Annotated in this window: 18 protein-coding genes; 3 read left to right on the top strand and 15 right to left on the bottom strand. The window is 44.3% G+C overall.

Annotated elements, in window-relative coordinates; translation table 11 throughout:
• Window positions 1-494: 494 nt before the first annotated feature.
• The 3 genes from Q0I54_RS08130 to Q0I54_RS08120 all read right to left on the bottom strand — a co-directional run bounded on the left by Q0I54_RS08130 (window position 495) and on the right by Q0I54_RS08120 (window position 3,582).
• Window positions 495-1,481, bottom strand: a complete 987-nt coding sequence (locus Q0I54_RS08130; RefSeq protein ID WP_296117849.1) for an alpha/beta hydrolase — start codon at window positions 1,479-1,481, stop codon at window positions 495-497.
• Between the two features lie 70 nt (window positions 1,482-1,551).
• Entirely contained in the window at window positions 1,552-2,544 is a 993-nt protein-coding gene (locus tag Q0I54_RS08125; RefSeq protein ID WP_296117848.1) for an aldo/keto reductase, read from the bottom strand.
• A 105-nt stretch (window positions 2,545-2,649) separates the two neighbouring features.
• Window positions 2,650-3,582 carry an AEC family transporter gene (locus Q0I54_RS08120; RefSeq protein ID WP_296117846.1) on the bottom strand — a complete coding sequence of 311 codons (933 nt, stop codon included), beginning with the start codon at window positions 3,580-3,582 and terminating at the stop codon, window positions 2,650-2,652.
• 489 nt (window positions 3,583-4,071) lie between these two features.
• On the opposite strand from Q0I54_RS08120, the gene mscL reads away from it, so the two are divergent.
• Entirely contained in the window at window positions 4,072-4,542 is a 471-nt protein-coding gene (gene mscL, locus Q0I54_RS08115; RefSeq protein WP_296117844.1) for a large conductance mechanosensitive channel protein MscL, read from the top strand.
• 110 nt (window positions 4,543-4,652) lie between these two features.
• Entirely contained in the window at window positions 4,653-5,963 is a 1,311-nt protein-coding gene (locus Q0I54_RS08110) for an alpha-amylase family glycosyl hydrolase (protein WP_296117842.1), read from the top strand.
• Between the two features lie 51 nt (window positions 5,964-6,014).
• On the opposite strand, the gene Q0I54_RS08105 is transcribed toward Q0I54_RS08110, so the two are convergent.
• Complete coding sequence (locus tag Q0I54_RS08105; RefSeq protein WP_296117840.1) at window positions 6,015-6,473, bottom strand: 8-oxo-dGTP diphosphatase; 459 nt, start codon at window positions 6,471-6,473, stop codon at window positions 6,015-6,017.
• Between the two features lie 244 nt (window positions 6,474-6,717).
• On the opposite strand from Q0I54_RS08105, the gene mobB reads away from it, so the two are divergent.
• Complete coding sequence (mobB, locus tag Q0I54_RS08100) at window positions 6,718-7,872, top strand: molybdopterin-guanine dinucleotide biosynthesis protein B (protein WP_296117838.1); 1,155 nt, start codon at window positions 6,718-6,720, stop codon at window positions 7,870-7,872.
• A gap of 557 nt (window positions 7,873-8,429) precedes the next feature.
• Here mobB and Q0I54_RS08095 read toward each other — a convergent pair.
• The 11 genes from Q0I54_RS08095 to Q0I54_RS08045 all read right to left on the bottom strand — a co-directional run bounded on the left by Q0I54_RS08095 (window position 8,430) and on the right by Q0I54_RS08045 (window position 18,754).
• Window positions 8,430-9,332: a dihydroorotate dehydrogenase gene (locus tag Q0I54_RS08095; RefSeq protein WP_296117836.1), complete on the bottom strand. Its 903-nt coding sequence runs from the start codon at window positions 9,330-9,332 to the stop codon at window positions 8,430-8,432.
• Window positions 9,332-10,102, bottom strand: coding sequence for a dihydroorotate dehydrogenase electron transfer subunit (locus Q0I54_RS08090; protein ID WP_296117835.1), 771 nt, complete (start codon window positions 10,100-10,102; stop codon window positions 9,332-9,334). Before Q0I54_RS08090 ends, Q0I54_RS08095 begins: the two co-directional genes overlap by 1 nt.
• A gap of 10 nt (window positions 10,103-10,112) precedes the next feature.
• Complete coding sequence (gene pyrF / locus Q0I54_RS08085) at window positions 10,113-11,033, bottom strand: orotidine-5'-phosphate decarboxylase (protein ID WP_296117833.1); 921 nt, start codon at window positions 11,031-11,033, stop codon at window positions 10,113-10,115.
• A gap of 49 nt (window positions 11,034-11,082) precedes the next feature.
• Window positions 11,083-12,360 carry a dihydroorotase gene (locus Q0I54_RS08080; RefSeq protein ID WP_296117831.1) on the bottom strand — a complete coding sequence of 426 codons (1,278 nt, stop codon included), beginning with the start codon at window positions 12,358-12,360 and terminating at the stop codon, window positions 11,083-11,085.
• 84 nt (window positions 12,361-12,444) lie between these two features.
• Window positions 12,445-13,677 carry a GTPase HflX gene (gene hflX, locus Q0I54_RS08075; protein WP_296117830.1) on the bottom strand — a complete coding sequence of 411 codons (1,233 nt, stop codon included), beginning with the start codon at window positions 13,675-13,677 and terminating at the stop codon, window positions 12,445-12,447.
• Window positions 13,678-14,706 (bottom strand): tetratricopeptide repeat protein, encoded by a 1,029-nt coding sequence (locus Q0I54_RS08070; protein WP_296117828.1) that lies wholly within the window; start codon window positions 14,704-14,706, stop codon window positions 13,678-13,680.
• A gap of 331 nt (window positions 14,707-15,037) precedes the next feature.
• The gene (locus tag Q0I54_RS08065; protein WP_296117827.1) at window positions 15,038-16,288 is read right to left on the bottom strand and encodes an adenosylhomocysteinase; all 1,251 of its coding nucleotides are present in this window, start codon (window positions 16,286-16,288) and stop codon (window positions 15,038-15,040) included.
• Window positions 16,289-16,315: 27 nt separating this feature from the next.
• Window positions 16,316-16,972, bottom strand: a complete 657-nt coding sequence (locus tag Q0I54_RS08060) for a GTP pyrophosphokinase family protein (RefSeq protein ID WP_296117825.1) — start codon at window positions 16,970-16,972, stop codon at window positions 16,316-16,318.
• Window positions 16,973-17,186: 214 nt separating this feature from the next.
• Complete coding sequence (locus Q0I54_RS08055) at window positions 17,187-17,708, bottom strand: transcription repressor NadR (RefSeq protein WP_296117823.1); 522 nt, start codon at window positions 17,706-17,708, stop codon at window positions 17,187-17,189.
• 1 nt (window position 17,709) lies between these two features.
• Window positions 17,710-17,976 (bottom strand): hypothetical protein, encoded by a 267-nt coding sequence (locus Q0I54_RS08050; RefSeq protein ID WP_296117821.1) that lies wholly within the window; start codon window positions 17,974-17,976, stop codon window positions 17,710-17,712.
• 1 nt (window position 17,977) lies between these two features.
• A complete protein-coding gene (locus Q0I54_RS08045) occupies window positions 17,978-18,754 on the bottom strand; it encodes an RNA methyltransferase (protein ID WP_296117819.1) in 777 nt (258 codons plus the stop codon).
• Window positions 18,755-19,147: the final 393 nt, after the last annotated feature.

The raw sequence follows: 19,147 nt of genomic DNA, 5'->3' as shown, positions 1-19,147 counted from the left end.
GCTGTCATCGAGGCACAGAGAGCCTGTGTACAGAAATCACGGGATATGAATTCTTAAGTCTTGTTTTGTGGCTAAAATTTTTTATTTACGAAAGCGCCCAAATTTATTTTGTCTTTCCGGCTAACAATCGCTCGTCAAGAAAAAATAAATTTGGGCGCTATTTACGTTGTGGTACTCGTAAAATATTTATGTCACTCACTGCGCTCTGCGTGACACGTGCACATTTACAGTTACAACACAGCATATGTTATGTTGTGCACGCAGTCCCACAATACAATCGAATATCATTTTCATAGCGTAAATAAAAAATCAGAGAAAATATCCTCAACGAACGATTAAGCGAACGACTGAGTTTTGCGAGTTTTGCGCGAGTGGAAAACGACCAGCTTTTATCGGAGTTGAGAACGAGCGCGATAAAACCGAAGCAAAACGAAGGTAGTGAACGTCTAGTGAGTGAGGAAATTTTTCTCTGATTTTGATTTTACATATTAAATTTACGAACAAAATTCCCGTAACGCCTGTGTATAGGCCGCATTGTCGACCAGATAACCGGTACCATGTTCTGCACCATCCACCAGCAACAGTTTTTTCGTTATCCGACAGTTTTTTGCTGCCTTGATCGTCATTTCCACCGGCACATTACTGTCCGCTGTTCCATGCACGAACAATACCGGAATGGTATTCGTTTTCATTACTTCCGGCACCGATAATTCTTTCAATGAATAATGCGCCAAAATACAGCTCCAGATTCCAATTGCCACTGTCAGAAGTGTTCCTTTGCAATGGTAAGTTGTTTGAATCCTCTTTTTTATAATATCATATGGTGAGGAAAATGCGCTGTCTGCTACAATTCCAGTCACATTTTCCGGGAGTGTCATGCAGACTTCTATTGATTTCTCCGGAGAACTACTGATCTGAACCATTTTGTTGTCATGATGCGCACTGGCCATCAGCACAGTTGACGCTCCCATAGACAATCCTGCCAGAATAATTTTCTGATCTGTACCGAAACGCTTCGCTATGTACTGCGCCCATAAACAACAATCCCTGCTTTCTAATATGCCAAATCCAATATATTTTCCCTCACTCTCACCGGCTGCTCTCTGGTCAATATGTACGATACGGTTTCCACATTCGTAATACACATGAGAAGATGCAGAAAAATCCACCTCCGGATGAGTGCGGTATCCATGAAACATCAGCACGGTTCCTTTTGCTCCTGGCTGATCCATCAGACGTCCATGCAACTTCAAACCATCTTCAGACTGAATATAAACATCTTCTGCCTTCTGCTGGCTGATCCAGGCAATGCCTTCCCGAATCTCATCATAATACTGATCCCAGGCGGTTCCTTTCAATGCCTCACGATCATTGATATTCAATTCATGTCCGCGACAAATGGCTGTCTTAAATCCCACATATCCAATTCCAAACCAGCCCAGAAAGATTACTGCTACAATAATACATCCTACGATCCACATCTTTTTTACTCCTACTGCTATAACTTTCCTATCAAACAAAGAAAGCAGATGTCACCACCTGCTCCCCATACTAATTTCCGGATATTTCATCAATCATTCTGATCTCTTCATCCGTGAATCCTGCACTTTCAATAACTTTGATATTGTCCAGAATCTGCTCTGGCTTAGAAGCCCCGATCAGCACACTGGTCACCACATCGTCCTTCAATACCCATTTCAATGCCATCTGTGCCAGACTCTCGCCACGCTGTTTTGCAATCTCATTCAATGCCTGAATCTGATGGATCTTACTGTCCGTAAACTGCTCTTTTTTCAGAAATCGGCCATCTGTATTTACACGGCTGTCTGCAGGAATACCGTTCAGATAACGGTCGGTCAGCATGCCCTGTGCCAATGGACTGAATGCAATGATTCCCTTGCCCTCTTCCTGTGCTGCCTGTTTTAATCCGTTCTGCTCAATTGTACGGTCAAAAATAGAATAACGGTTCTGATTGATAACAAACGGGCAATGCAGCTCTCTCATAATGGCAGCTGCACGTTTCATCGTCTCACCGTCATAATTGGAAATTCCGGCATACAATGCTTTTCCACTTTTTACCGCCTGATTCAGGGCACCCATGGTTTCCTCCAGCGGAGTGTTCGGATCCATCCGGTGATGATAATAAATATCCACGTAATCAAGTCCCAATCTCTGCAAACTCTGATCCAGACTTGCCAGAAGATATTTGCGGCTTCCCCAATCACCATAAGGTCCTTTCCACATATCATAACCGGCTTTTGTACTGATGATCAGTTCATCACGATATGATCTGAAATTCTCTTTCAGAAGTTTTCCAAGATTCGACTCCGCACTACCATACTCCGGGCCATAATTATTTGCCAGGTCAAAATGTGTGATTCCATTGTCAAAAGCAGTGAACACCATCTGACGCATGTTTTCATAAACACCCGTGTCCCCAAAATTGTGCCAGAATCCAAGGGAAACCTCCGGCAGCTTCAGTCCACTGTTTCCACAGTGATTATACACCATTTTGTCATATCTAGTCTCTTTCGCCTGATACACGACACACTCCTCCTCATAATAGCTTTTGCCTCTATGCGAATTATTGTACCACTGCTCTGTCTATTTCGCCAGTCAAATTCTTTTGGCTGTGAAAGAAACAAGATTTCAGGCTCCCAATAATACTGCCATAATCGGTATCGTCACCAGCGACACGATCGTCGAAATCGCCACACTGATAGATGCCGACCGACTCTGTCTCGGATATGGGGCCGCTCCCATAGCAACCAGTGAAGCAACCGGCATACCTGCACCAATGGTGCAAATATTGATCAGTGTCACATCTTTTGTTACCAGATGCATGAACAGCCACACGATCACCGGCATTACAGCCAGACGAATCGGAAGCATCGGCCAGATACCCTTCTCTTTTTTAATATCGCCCAAAGATGCAGCCGCCATAGATGCACCGATGATGATCATTGACAACGGTGTCGTGATATTTCCGACAAATCCAACGCAGGCATAGAAAATATCCGGCATCGGAATATTGGCAAAATAAATAACCAGTGATGCAATGGAAGCAATAATTCCATTATTGATAAAACTGCGGAGATTCAATTTCTCCTTTACAAAGTTTCCGGACTCGATAGCCGCATCTTTTTTCAACAAATGCAGTCCCATGGAGAAAAACAGAATACTGAACGGCATGTTAAAAATTGTGATATAAAAAATCGCGCTGTCGCCATACAGAGCCTGTACAACCGGATACCCCATGAAAGAATTGTTTGAAAAAATAAGCATACACATGTATGTTCCACGCAAATGTGCCGGCACACGCATGATTTTTGTAATGATCCAGGCCATGATTGGGAAGATCACATACATTACCACACCTGCCAGAAACAGTTTCAATACCATACCGGTATCGTCGTGTGACACCGTGGAAAGACTGTTTAAAATAATACATGGACAGGTGATCTGCACAATCATACTGGAAAGTTTTGCATTTACTTCTTTGGTCAATATATTCTTCTTAAACAAATAGAAACCAATCAGCATTGCAATTAATAATTTACACATTGTAGTTACAATTGTCATAGTTTTATGCTCCCATTTCCGACAGCCATTGATCTGCTGTCAAATCTCACTCTTTAATAACTAAAATCATATGATTTGGGTGTCAAAACACCCAAATCTTGATTATACGGATTGCTCCGTGCTTTGCACTCCCACAATCCTTCCCGCTATTCGCATATCGTGGGATGAAAATCCCACTTTTATGCTCATATCGGGGCGTGCCCCAAGGTCATTCATCCACCCTTGTGCAAGCACAGGTGGACTCAGACCTTTTGACACTGTAATCATCATATATTATGCATCATTTTCTAACATCAAGTGTAGCACAGCGTTTGCTGTTTGTCATCACTAATTCTGGTCTTACCAGTTGTATCGCTATATTTTCCACAATTTGCTCAGAAAATGCCGGATTTTCGCGGTTCTCTTGTACACAAAGCCAATAACCTATGATATACTATTGATATGATGTTGGAGGCTAAAGATGCCTTACATAAGGAGGATATGTAAGATATGAAAAAATTCATTCAGGAATTCAAAGAGTTTGCCCTGAAGGGCAACATGATGGATCTTGCCATTGGTATGATCATCGGCAGTGCATTTACCGGCATCGTAAATTCTCTGGTAAATGACATCATCAATCCTATTCTCGGAATTTTCACAGGAAAGATCGATTTTTCCAATCTGTTTATCACCCTGGACGGTTCCCATTATGAAACGTTAGACGCTGCGGAAAAAGCAGGTGCCGCTGTATTCAAATATGGCTCCTTCATTTCCAATGTGATCAACTTTATCATCATGGCACTGGTTGTTTTCTGTATCGTGAAGTTTTTAAACAAACTGCGGAAACCAGCAGCGGAAACTCCGGCAGAACCGACCACAAAGAAATGTCCATACTGTATGTCTGAGATCAACATTGAGGCAACACGCTGCCCGAACTGTACTTCCTCTCTCATCGATGTGGACGCAAAAGAATTATCATAAGTATTGTCATAAAGTCTGTATCTGTCCGGCAAAATGGCTCTGCGCAGATACAGACTTTTTATACAGGTTTTACAATTAAAAATGAGTATTAAGAAATGAGGGCTTGAATTATGTGGGCTTACGAAAGTGTATTTTATCAAATTTATCCATTGGGCTTCTGCGGAGCACCTTTTGAAAATGACGGTGTACTGACACCTCGCATTCGGAAGGTCATCGACTGGATTCCACACATCAAAAATCTCGGTGCGAATGCCATTTATTTTTCACCGGTATTTGAATCTGATACGCATGGATACAATACCAGAAATTTTCGGAAAATTGATGTGCGTCTCGGCACAAATGACGACTTCGCTGCTGTCTGCAAGGCATTACATAAAGAAGGCATTAAAGTCGTATTAGACGGTGTGTTCAATCATGTCGGCCGCGGCTTCTGGGCATTTCAGGATGTGTTGGAAAAACGTTGGGATTCCCCGTACAAAGACTGGTTCCATATCAGTTTTGACGGCAATTCCAACTACAATGACGGACTCTGGTATGAGGGATGGGAAGGCAATTATGACCTGGTAAAACTGAACCTCTGCCATCCGGATGTCAAGCAGCATATTTTTGACAGTATCCGAAGCTGGGTGGAGGAATTTGATATCGATGGTCTGCGTCTGGATGTGGCCTACTGTCTGGATGAAAATTTTGTCAGGGAGCTCCGGGCATTCTGTGACAATCTGAAACCAGATTTCTTCCTGGTAGGTGAAATGCTTCACGGCGATTACAACCGCCTGATGAACGATTCCATGTTACATTCTGCCACAAACTATGAGTGCTACAAGGGACTGTTCTCCAGCTTCAACTCCATGAATATGTTTGAGATCGTACACTCTCTCCTGCGTCAGTTCGGTCCGGAAAACTGGACACTTTACCGCGGCAAACATTTGCTCTGCTTTGTAGACAATCACGATGTCAGCCGTATTGCCAGCAATCTGACCAATGAGCATCATCTTCCGCTGATCTATGCCCTCTGTTTTGGTATGCCAGGTATCCCATGCGTCTACTACGGAAGCGAATGGGGTGCAAAAGCAAACAAAAGTGACGGTGATCCGGCATTACGCGCCTGCTTCGATGCACCAATAGAAAATGATCTGACCGCATGGATTTCCAAACTTGGTGCTGCAAAAAAAGCAAGCAATGCGTTAAATTACGGGGATTTCCGTTCTGTCGTACTGACAAACCGTCAGTGTATTTTTGAGCGAAAAACAGATTCCGAACGTGTACTGGTTGCAATTAATGCTGACAGTGAACCTTACACTGCTCATTTCGATGCCGGCTGTGGCACCGCAGTTGACCTAATCACAGGTAATATGCATGATTTTGGTGGTGGCAGCGAACTTCCGCCGTATAGTGCATTTTTCTGGAAATGTGAACATTAATTGTCACAAAAATTCCCTGCCTATTTGCATTCGCAAAAAAGCAGGGAATTTTTAATTATTAAACTTCCACTTCGCCAGTCTCTCTCCTTCATACTCGACTTTTAACGAAAAGAATGCCGGATTTCCAGATAGCAGACGTTCTAAAAACAGATGATCTCCCTCCCATGTCGGAAGTGACAACACCTTTTCTTTCTCCACCCATTCCAGTGTACCTTCATTGCATTCTGCCAGTTTTCCTTCAAACGCTGTTGCAGTAAACAAATGCATATATTCATCTTCCCATTCATCCGAACAGAACGTTACAATCCCACGAAACTGATATTTCGTCAGAGTCAGTCCTGTTTCTTCTTTTACTTCACGGATGAGACACTCATCAGGGCTTTCACCTGCTTCAAACTTTCCACCAACACCGATCCACTTGTCATGATTCTCATCATTTTTCTTTTTCGTCCGATGAAGCATCAGGTATTTTCCATCTTTTTCTATGTAACATAACGTTGTAAGACGCATAATTTTCTCCTACCTCTAAATTGCCATAAGTAATTGCAAAGTACAAACTCTCCCATTTTTCTATTGCTTTTTGTTCATCATTTGGAATATACTCGATATATGAGCTTCCGAATTTCTGAAACCTTATGGTTCTCAAGATACTTGTACAGTTATGCAGAAATCATAACTGCGTGAACTTAGGATAGCACAAAAGAATATTTCTTTCAATTATTATTTATTTGAACAAATCAAGGAGATTCATCATATGACACACGCACTTGTCCTTCTATGCGGAGGACTCAGCACACGTATGGGCACAAACAAGGCTTTTCTGCCTTTTGGTGAATACACCCTGATTGAATATCAGGTGCGCCGCTTTCGCCCGAATTTCGAAAAAATATATTTATCCGTTCCGGAAATGACGGATTTTTGGATTAATCAGGCAGCGAAACTAAACTGTACCGCTATTCCTGACCGCGTCGAAAAAATCGGTCCTCTGGGTGGATTATACAGCTGTCTTTCTGCTGTTTCTGAAGATCTACTGTTTTTCACACCGGTAGATGCCCCATTCACAAACACAGATGCCGCTCTTTCCTTATGCCAGATGTTAGCGCAATCCATTGTCACTGATCCTGCAAAATATGCCTGCGTGCTTATGCATCCGACTCGAGGCAAACAGCCACTTTCTGCAGCCTATGCCAAAACATGTCTTCCAAATATCGAACGCATGATACAGGCAGAAAACTATCGTCTGCGCCAGCTCCTGACACCAGAACACACCATCATCTCTGACATCCTTGTTCCGCAGGAGCATTTCTATAATATGAACGACATGCCGTCCTACTATCATGCCTTGCAGATGCTGGCAGAAAAACAGCCTGCCTTGTTTCCACCTGATTTTGTTCCACAAACAGAACAAACCATTCCCTATGTCTCCTTCTCTGCAAAATCAGGCACCGGAAAAACAACTTATCTGGAAAAACTGGTAGCCTGTCTGAAAGAAAAAGGACTTCGCATTGCACTGATCAAACACGATGCTCACGGTTTTGAAATTGATCAGCCTGGGAAAGACAGTTATCGTCTGCGAAAAGCAGGTGTGGATACAATGATCCTCGCCGGTCCCGATCAGACTGCACGCCTGGAAAACCATACTTCAGGCGAACCGTCCCTGAATCAACTGATATCCTCTGTGGAACATGCAGATCTGATTCTGATCGAAGGTTACAAATTCGGATCACAGCCGAAAATCCAGTTACTGCGCAAGGGCTATAATGAAACACCGGTCGGAAATCTCGAAAATACCATTGCCTATGTTTCCGATTTTCCGTATGAACCAACCCAGAATCATCTTCCTGTCTTTGACCTAAATAAACCACAGGCTTTAGCAGCATATCTTATTTCCCTTTTCGACCTGAAATAATCTGCATAATCTCTAAAAGGAAAATGAAAATCTGCGCATGCGACAAAATGTGTAAAGCGGACATTCGCAATCCGCTTTCGCTACTTGCTCATGAACGCAGTCGCTTTGCGACCTGTCAGTGAGAGCTTTTAACTCCCACTGACATAAGCATCCCCCTTACCCACCGCTTAGTGCTCTACGCACTTGAAGCGGGGGAATGCTTATTTTGCGTTCATACTTCTCATTCTCTATCTTTCTGAACTCTGTAACTCAGCTAATTAAAAATCTGCGCATGCAGCATAGCAGTTATAATACACCAACTCGCAAGCATGCGTGACACGCGGTGCCGTCGTGTAAATGGAACAAAGATGAAAAAACTCCAAGGCGAGGCGGTAGACGGATTTCCGTTATCGGAGCGAGCATAGCCCGACCGCGTGAGTGTGTTTGAAGCAACAGCTGCTTTTGCTGTTGGTGAGTTCGCGGGAGCGGTCGGAGATAAGCGGCGCAGCGAAGATAGAAAATCCGGCGTGCCTGCATTGGAGTTTTTTCATCTTGTTCCTTAAACGACAAACAAGATTTTATTTTACAGAACCAATAAGTTCATTGATATCCACAATCCCATGCATCTGCATGTACTGCTCAATACCATCCACAATTTCCATAGTAACCATCGGATTTGCAAAGTTTGCTGTTCCAACACTGACTGCCGTTGCTCCAGCAAGTATCAACTCCAACGCATCCTCAGTATTCTGGATACCGCCCATTCCAATGATTGGAAGTTTTACAGCATTGGCTACCTGGTATACCATGCGGACTGCGATCGGGTGTACCGCCGGACCAGACAGACCTCCTGTTTTGTTTGCAATAGCAAAAGTACGTTTGTTAACATCAATTTTCATACCAGTCAGCGTGTTGATCAGGGACAATGCATCTGCACCGCCTGCCTCTGCTGCTTTCGCCATCACAGTAATGTCTGTGACATTCGGACTCAGTTTCATGATCACCGGCTGTTTTGCATGTTTTTTTACCTCGCGGGTGATTGCCTCAACAGCTTTCGGATCCTGACCAAAAGCGATTCCTCCCTCTTTGACATTTGGGCAGGAAATATTGATCTCCAGCATATCTACCGGCTGATCTGCCAGACGCTCTACCACCTCACAGTAATCTTCGGTGGATTTTCCACATACGTTTACGATAATCTTTGTATCATACTTTTTCAAAAAAGGAATATCTCTGGAGACAAACACATCAATACCCGGGTTCTGCAGACCGATAGCATTGAGCATGCCACCATACACCTCTGCAATACGCGGTGTCGGATTCCCCGGCCACGGAACGTTTGCCACACCTTTGGTGACTACTGCACCCAGACGATTCAAGTCTACAAATTCAGAAAATTCCTCACCGGAGCCGAAAGTACCGGAGGCAACCATAACCGGATTGTCAAATGTGACTCCTGCAATTGTTACTTTTGTGTTCATTACAGTTCTACCTCCTCTGCTAAAAATACCGGGCCCTCTTTGCAGACACGTTTGTTATGTACATTTGTATGTCCATCTACTTCTTTTGATTTGCATACGCAGGCCAGACATGCGCCGATACCACAGGCCATTTTCTCCTCCATAGAGATCCAACACTCGATATTGTTTTCGGCAGCATAGTTTTTCAGCGCACGAAGCATCGGAGTCGGACCACATGCGTAGATCACTTCTGCATCCAGCGCATTTTCACGAATCGCATCCAGTACGTTTCCTTTTGTTCCAACGCTGCCGTCTTCTGTGGCGATATATACTTCGCCCTGTTTTTTAAACGCATCCAGAAGGAACATATCGCTGTTGCGATATCCTAAGACGATCTGTTTCTCACAATTTAACTGCTTTGCAAGCTCCAGCATTGGCGGAATACCGATTCCACCACCGATCAGAAACGCTTTTTTCCCTTTTAACGGGAAACCGTTTCCAAGCGGTCCCAACACCGACAGATGGTCTCCCGTCTGCTTTTCTGAAAATTCTGCTGTACCTTTACCTGCAATACGATATACCAGATGCAGTGCGGAATCTGCCTTGTCGATTTCACAAATACTGATCGGTCGTGGAAGTAATCTGCTTCCGTCATCACAGTAAATGGAAATAAACTGTCCTGCCTTTGCACACTGCGCAATTTTATCTGTCTTGATCCACAGGCTGTAGATTTCCGGAGCGATCTGCTCCTGGCTGATCACAATTGCCTGCTCTTTAAATTTTTCTGCCATGTTGTTCTCCTTATTTCAATGCGGAAGCGATATCTTCGATCATGTCGATGACTGCCTGACGGGAAGCATCTGCGAAATTCTCTGCGCCAAACTGTGCGTATTTCTCCTGTTTGTAAGCTGCAATGATACCTCTGGAGGAGTTTACGATTGCGCCCAGACCATCTTTATTGAAATAATGGGTCAGATCCTTGCCTTTTCCACCCTGTGCGCCGTAACCCGGTACCAGAATAAAGCTCTTTGGCATTACCTGACGTAATACTTTACCAACTTCCGGGTAAGTAGCACCTACAACGGCTCCGATGTAGCTGTACTCATCGCCCATAACATCCTCACCCCATGCAGCAACTTTCTCAGCTACATGCTCATATAACGGTTTTCCGTCGATCAGACGATCCTGGAATTCACCACTGGACGGATTGGATGTTTTTACAAGAATAAACAGACCTTTTTTCTCCTCTTTACATACATCTGCAAAAGGTTTGATGCCATCTGTGCCAAGATAAGGATTTACAGTTGCGAAATCCTCATTGAACGTGCTGTATGTCTTGCTTCCCACCTGCACTTTTCCGAGATGTCCGACTGCATATGCTGCGGATGTGGAACCGATATCTCCACGTTTTACATCACCGATAACAACCAGATCTTTCTCATGACAATAATCAACGGTTTTCTGGAATGCTTTCAGACCTTCTACACCAAACTGCTCATACATGGCAATCTGCGGTTTTACAGCCGGAATCAGATCATATGTGCTGTCGATAATCTGTTTGTTATACTGCCAGATTGCATCCGCTGCACCTTCCAGTGTCTCACCATACTCAGCAAAAGATTTTTTCTGAATATGCTCCGGTACATAAGAAAGCATCGGATCTAAGCCGACTACGATCGGTGCACCTGTTTTTTTAATTTTTTCTACTAACTTGTTGATCATTGTACTTTATTCTCCTCTTTATGATATTTTTTCAAGAATGCCCTTGGCATTATTTCTCCAGATATGCAATCTCACCGTCTACGATGGTTGCTTTTACCTTTCCAGTCACTTTCTTGCCACCAAATGGTGTATTTTTACCCTTGGATAAAAATTCTGCCGGATCGATCACCCACTCGCACTCCGGATCAAAAATGGTCAGATCCGCATGGCTTCCTTCTGCCACGGTACCTTTTTCCAGACCAAGTACTTTTGCAGGGTTGTAACTCATCTTCTCTGCCATCTGCATTGGAGTAAGAATGCCCGGTTTTACCAGTTCTGTATAGGTGAGGGCTGCTGCTGTCTCCAATCCAACAATTCCAAATGGAGCTTTCTGAATGCCCTGCTCTTTTTCTCTGGCTGCATGCGGTGCATGATCCGTTGCGATCACATCCATGATGTCATCGGCCAGACCTTTCTTTAACGCCTCCACGTCTTCTTTGGTACGAAGTGGCGGATTCATTTTATAATTTGCATCATCCTCTGTGATATCATCAGAAGTCATGCAGAAATGATGCGGGCAGACTTCTGCAGTCACCGGAAGTCCTTCTTCTTTTGCCAGTTCTACCATGCGCACACTGTCTTTTGTAGAGCAATGGCACAGATGCAAACGCACACCGGTTTCTTTTGCCAGCAGGATATCCCTTGCCACGATAACGTCTTCTACAGAGTTTGTAATACCAGCAAAACCAAGCTCTTTTGATTTTGCATCCGCATTCAGCACACCACCATGTACCATGTTAATATCTTCACAGTGTGCCAACACTGCCATTCCTTCTTCTGCTGCAATTTTCATTCCTTCCCGGTAAAGCTGTGCGTTCATAACAGATTTTCCATCCTCACTGATGGCCGGGCTTCCTGCTGCTGCCATTCCACGGATATCTGCAAGTTCCTCGCCTTTCTGTCCCTTTGTCACCGCGCCAGCCTGCAATACATGCACTTTTGTCACTGCCTCGGCTTTGTGTTTGACATAATGGATCACATCCGGTTTGTCTGCCACCGGTTTTGTGTTTGGCATTGCCACGATAGTGGTAAATCCCCCATGCAGTGCAGCCGCTCCGCCGGTCTGAATATCCTCTTTGTACTCCAGTCCCGGATCACGTAAATGTACGTGCAGATCAATAAATCCAGGCATTACATAACATCCCTTTGCATCGATCGTATCATCTGCCTTTTCTTTTATCGTCGGCGCAATCTTTGTCACTTTTCCGTCTTTTACCAGAACATCTGCCTTTGTGATTGTCTTGTCTCCCGGATTGATCACGGTTCCGTTTTTTATCAAAAGTATCATCCTGACAGCCTTCCTTTCTTACGTTTCATTCTATAAATTGCTAAATATATTTTATCATTTAGAATACTTTGCCGCAATACATTGTTATAGTTCCGGCGGCACATATGCTTCCACATAAATACCATCCGCTGTGTACTCTTCTTTCAACAGTTCACCGTATTTACGGATCTTCTGGATCTCTCCGGCTTTCTCATATGGGAATGTATGCTTCAGCAGCACTTTGTCCTCTCTGAGCATATCCTCAAACACTTCTTTTAATGTATCCAGCCCCATTCCTGTTTTTGCCGAAATGCGCAGTGTCTTGTCCGCCCGGAAATCCTGTAAGATTTCATCTCCAGCCAGGCGGTCACATTTGTTAAATACCGTAATGATTTTTTTGTCTGTCACGCCAAGATCCTGCAGTGTCATATAAACCACATGCATCTGCGCATCCCACTGCGGATTGGATGCATCTACCACATGCACGATAAAATCCGCATATTTTGCCTCTTCCAGTGTACTCTTGAATGCATCTACCAGATGATGCGGCAGTTTCCGGATAAATCCAACCGTATCCGTCAGCATCAGATTCTGATGATTGGACAATTCCAGCATACGGGTGGTCGGATCCAGTGTTGCAAAAAGCTGATCTTCCTCCAGTACCCCTGCATTCGTCAGCGTATTCAATAACGTTGATTTTCCCGCATTGGTATAACCTACGATGGCTGCAACCTTTGTGTGACTCTTCATACGCTGGGTTCTGGTCAGTTCACGGTGCCGTACCACTTCTTTTAATTCCCGGTTCAACTGCGCGGTTCTGTGTCCGATAAGTCGCCGGTCGATCTCCAGTTTTTTCTCACCCGGTCCTCTCGTTCCGATTCCACCACCCAATCTGGACATGGAACGGCCAAATCCGGCCAGACGGCTTGCACGGTATTTTAACTGTGCCAGTTCTACCTGAATTTTACCCTCACTGGTTCTCGCTCTTGCTGCAAAAATATCCAGGATCAACAGAGTTCGATCCATGACTTTGCTGTCCAGCACCTGCTCCATATTTCTCATCTGGATTGGGGAAAGCTCATCATCACAGATAATGCCTGTGGCTTCTTTTTCCCAGATCATATCGCGGATTTCTTCTAATTTTCCAGTTCCCACATAAGTGCCCGGGTGCATATGCTCCAGTTTCTGGATCACGGTTCCTACCACTTCGGCTCCTGCTGTCGCTGCAAGTTCCGCCAGCTCCGCCAGAGAAGCTTCGGTATCATCGCTGTCCCGCTCGCTGATGCCCACCAGAATTACCCGTTCTACCGGCTGCTCATTTTCATATACTGTTCCCACTTACTGTTCGTTTCCTTCCGTTGTTGTATCGTCTATATTTCCTTCGATCACATCCGCGTCGGTATCGACACGGGTCTGTAAAAATTCATATTCTTTCTGCATGTCGGCATCATCCGGATAATCTGCCACATATGCTTTGGCTGTTTCCAGCGCAGATGCAAAATCTCCGCTCTTTTCATACATTGCAACCAGTTTCTTCCGCAGACCTTTCTTCTGTGCATCCCCTGCATTTTCAATGGCCTTTTTATAATAAGTAACCGCATCTTCATAATCTCCGGACTCCCCAGCGATTTCGCCGAGCTGTTCTAACGCATCTGCGTCCTTCGGATACTTATCCATATATTTCTGGAAGGCTGCTTTTGCCTCATCCATCTGATCATTTGCCGCATACATTTTTCCAAGGCTCAGATATGCGCTGTCCTCGCCTTTTTCTGCCGCCTGATTGTACATGCCCACGGCATTTTCCACGTCACCCTTCAGCGCATAAAGTTCACCAAGTCCTTCGTAATCCGCTGCGGAAGAAGGCTTGATCTGAAGGCCTTTCTCCAGATAGTTCTGTGCCTGCTCCTTTTCTCCTGCATTCTGCAGATTTTCGCTGATATGACCGTATAATTTCGCATCGGACTCATTCAGAGATACTGCCTGGGCATAATCTTTTAATGCAGCCTCATTCTGTCCATCTGCCAGCAGCACACTGCCTCTGAGATAATATACTTCCCAGTTTTTTCCGTCATAGTCAATGAGGTTATCATATGTCTCAATTGCCGCCTTTGTGTCACCGGACTTGTACTGTGCCAGCGCTTTATAATAGCAGACATCCAGCTCCTGTGCCCTGATTCTTCCCAAAGACTGATCCAGTGCTTTCTGAAAACTGTTGACCGCGTCCTTATAGTTTTCCTCCTGCATCTGCTTGATACCAAGTTCTTTGTATTCCTGTGCTTTTTTCTCTGACTTGCTGGTACAGCCACCCAGTAACATGGACATGCCAAGCAGTCCCATCAGAAAAAACACCATGATTTTTTTCTTCATATTTATATTCATTCCTCCATGTCGAAACAAAATTCAAGTCGAACGCACGACCAAATCCACCATAAATACAAATTTATCTCTCATTTTCATCACCTTATAGTATGCCATGAATATGGACTCACTGCAAGAAAATTATCCCTTCCCAACGCACTAAAGCAGCAAAAATCCCCCGCCTTTTCTCTGTAAAAAAGTCTGTCACATGTTTTCCGACATGTAACAGACCTTGTTATTATTATTTTAAGTCGAACGTATATGAGACTTGCTTCGTAATTCTGGCCAGTGATGGCTGACCTACTTCTCTTAGGTGTTGCTCTTCTGACTGAGGTAACTATTATAAGTCAATATTAGAAGAATTCAGATATTTTTCCTGCTCCGGAGTCAGTGTATCAATAGCTTTTCCAAGGAAATGAAGTTTTCTGTTTGCCACTTCCAGATCTACGTTACGCGGAACATTGATCAGTTTCTCTGTCAGGTTCTTTGCGTTTTCAACGAGATATTTTGCACTCAGTGCCTGGATGGCAAAACTCATATCCATGATTTCTGCCGGATGTCCGTCACCTGCAGCCAGGTTTACCAGACGGCCTTCTGCCAGAACGTAGATCCATTTATCCTCTGTGATCTGGTATCCAACGATGTTTTTACGCTGATCGATGGTATCTAACGCGATCTCACGCAGACGTTTCATGTCGATCTCCACATCAAAATGTCCTGCATTGCAGAGGATTGCACCATTTTTCATCACTTTGAAATCCTGCTCACGGATAACACCTGCGCAACCAGTTACTGTAATAAAGAAATCACCGATCTTAGCCGCTTCATTCATCGGCATTACGTCAAATCCATCCATAACTGCCTCGATGGCTTTGATCGGATCTACCTCAGTAACAATGACTTTTGCGCCAAGTCCTTTGGCACGCATAGCCACACCTTTTCCACACCAGCCGTAACCTGCGACAACAACATATTTTCCAGCTACGATCAAGTTTGTGGTACGGTTGATTCCGTCAAATACGGACTGACCGGTTCCGTAACGATTGTCAAACAGATGCTTGCAGTCTGCGTTGTTTACCAGAACCATCGGGAATTTCAGCTCATTATTTTTTGCCATTGCGATCAGACGGATGATACCGGTTGTAGTTTCCTCGCATCCACCGATGACATACTGCAGCTTATCCTGCATCTTTGTATGAAGCATATGAACCAGATCACCGCCGTCATCAATAATGATGTTGCAGTTGTTCTCCAAAACGCTTGTGATATGCTGGTCGTACTCTTCCGGAGTGCAGTTGTACCATGCAAATACATTTAATCCCTCAGCCACCAGCGCTGCTGCCACGTCATCCTGTGTGGAGAGCGGGTTGCTTCCTGTGATGTACATCTTTGCACCACCGGCAGCCAGTACCTTGCAAAGGTATGCTGTTTTTGCTTCCAGATGAATGGAAAGTGCGATGCGGATGCCCTCAAATGGTTTTTCTTTGGAAAAATCATCTTCCAGGCTGCGAAGCAGCGGGCAGTTTTTGCGTACCCAGTCTATTTTATGTGCTCCGGACGGAGCAAGGTTGATATCCTTGATTGAACTCATTGTTTTCCTCCTGCGTGTATGTTAATTTTATTGTTCTTCTTCCCTCTGCTGGCGTTCTTTTTCTGCAATGATTGCTTCATTCAGAGAAAGCATTTTTGCATCCAGTTGGGATGTGATTGCAGCACAGTCTCGCAATTCCTGACTGATATACTGCGGCGCATTTCCTTCAAATTTGTAGTAAATCTTGTGCTCCAGACTTGCCCAGAAATCCATGGCAATCGTCCGGATCTGAATTTCTACTTTTGTATTTTTGATACCGTTCGTTGTCTGGATCGGTACCGTGATCAGCATGTGATAACTGCGGTATCCGCTCTCTTTCGGATGCTTCATGTAATCCTTGATATAAAGAATCGTAAACTCTTTCTGTTTTCCGATCATGTCCGCCAGGCGATAAATATCCGACGTAAAAGAACATACAATCCGCACCCCTGCAATATCGTTGATATGTTCCACCATATTCTCCATGGTATTTTCCAGCCCGTGACGGCTTAATTTCTTTGCGATGCTGTTCGGCGTCTTAATCCTGGATTTGATATATTCAATCGGATTATACTGGTGAATAAACTGAAATTCGTCATTCATGATATCCAGTTTCGTCCGGACTTCCTTGATCGCTGCATTGTATAAAAACATCAGACTTTGCCAGTCATAGACGTTTTCCACTCTTTCTGCATCTTCTGCCATATGTAACAAAAAACCTCCTAAACCACTTCTCGTCAATTATGCAAGCATGTTGACTCGTTTGCGTTCATTAATATCGTGATTTCATCACTCAATAATTTCGCCGTTCGCCAATAGTGAGCAAGCTCCCTATGGCTCTCTTTCGCTCATTATATCATATAATTGTATATTTTTTGTCACATTATGCACTTCTTTATATATTTTTAAGGATTGTTGATCATTCTCTCAGAAATCCTTTTTTGTGCAGTTCTGCCTCGATCTCATCCAAAATCTCCTCGGATTCCGCCTCCACCGTATGAAAATGGCTGTCTCCTGTCAAGATTTTCAACGGCTGGTTCGATGTTTCTCCCATTTTTCGGATAAACTCATCCACATCCATGCGGTTTTTCAAGATCAGATCCGCGCTCAGCTGGCCGTAAATCTCATGCTCCACTACCACGTCACAGACGCGGCCGCCACGGTCCACGATCACATAAAGTTCCTCTCTGATCTGCTCATCGGTATGCTGCACTGCAAAAGATCTGTGGCACAATTTCTGTCCACGATCCGGGTCAAACAGCACATAACCTTTGTTTGTACTCAAAATATTCCGATTGGTAGCCCGCAGCAGTGCAATGTCCTGCACGATCACCTGACGGCTCACACCAAACTGTCTGGAAAGCTCCGCTCCAGACAACGGACGGCTTTCCTGTTTTAAAATTTTCATCAGTTCTGTTCTGCGTGTCGCTCCGTCTGTCATCCTAGTCCTCCTCGATCACCTGAATCTCCAGAAAATCAAACTCGATCTGCTCAATAAAACTGTCCTGATAAAACCGCGCCTTTGCATGACGTTTAAATTCTTCGATGTTTTTCTCCAGCCAGATCGGTTTTCCAAGATCAAACTCATAACATACTTCCTCTAATGCCTGAAACACTTTATGTGTGCGGGTTTCCTGACTATCATCGCAGATTGTCGTATCGCGCAGCATACGGTTATTTTTAAATTCTTTTGCCCATAAACGAAACATATTAACCTCTTCTCTGCCTGTTGGCCTCATACATTAAAATACCAGCTGCCATCGCCGCATTCAGGGACTCCAGCTGCCCCCCCATAGGGATTCTGATGTAAGCATCTGCAAGCTTCGTTGTCTCAGCCGTCAGCCCGTTTCCCTCGTTTCCGATCAGAAATGCTGTTCCATGTGTATAATCCGGCTCATCATAGCAGACGCTGCCCTCAAGATGTGCCGCATAGACTCTCACCTGTTTTTCCTGCAGCTGCCGGATCGTCTCATGCAGATCCTCTGTAATGTAAAAAGGCATCCGGAAGATACTTCCCATGGTAGACCGGATCGTCTTTGGATTGTAAATATCCACTGTGCACTTGTCCATGATCACACCGGAAATTCCGGCACCTTCACCGGTTCGAAACATCGTTCCAAGGTTTCCCGGATCCTGCACATTTTCCAATACCAGCCAGATCCCTTCTTTTTTCTCCAGCAGATCTTCCAGACGGTTTTCCTTCATTTTTACCAGGCAAAGTACGCCCTGGGGAGTTTTTGTATCTGATACTGCTGCAAATACAGAATCAGACAGCATCTCCCAGTCGGTTCCCTCAAACAGACCTTCATGCGCCGGATCTTTTGCAAAGGATTCGGAAACAAACACTTTCTCGATCCGCTCCTTTGGTGTCTCACGAAACATCCGGATTCCCTCCACCACATACAACTGCTGCTGACGCCGTGTCCGGGCATTTTTTATCAGTTTACTTAAGGCTTTCACCTGTGCATTTGATGTACTTGTTATCATTTATTTTTCCTTCTAAGATATTTTTACACAAAAATGGGACGGACATTCGGAATTTGCTCACTTTGTTCCCTGCTTCCTCTTGTGTTTGCTCCGCAAACTTTCCATATCAAATATCTGTATCCATCCAAGCAAATTTGTCTGTCTGCATCTTTTTGATATTCCCCATTTTCTCCACTTTTACCATTATACTTGCTATGCGCAAAAAAAGCAATTTACATCATACAGATGCAAACTGCTTTTTCTTATTTTTTGTTACAGTTCACTCATCACATGGATTCAGGTAATGATCATGCTTGCATGAGGAATTACCTTGATCCATAGTGATGAAGGGAGCGCCTTTTTATGAGCAAAAACAGTAGCAACGCTACGGAGAAGCCCGAAAGGGCGTTTTGC

Source organism: uncultured Eubacterium sp. (genome assembly GCF_934295145.1).
Taxonomy (GTDB): Bacteria; Bacillota; Clostridia; order Lachnospirales; family Lachnospiraceae; genus Eubacterium_I.
Note: the sequence above shows the minus strand (reverse complement) of the source record. Positions and strands in the feature narration are given on the sequence as shown.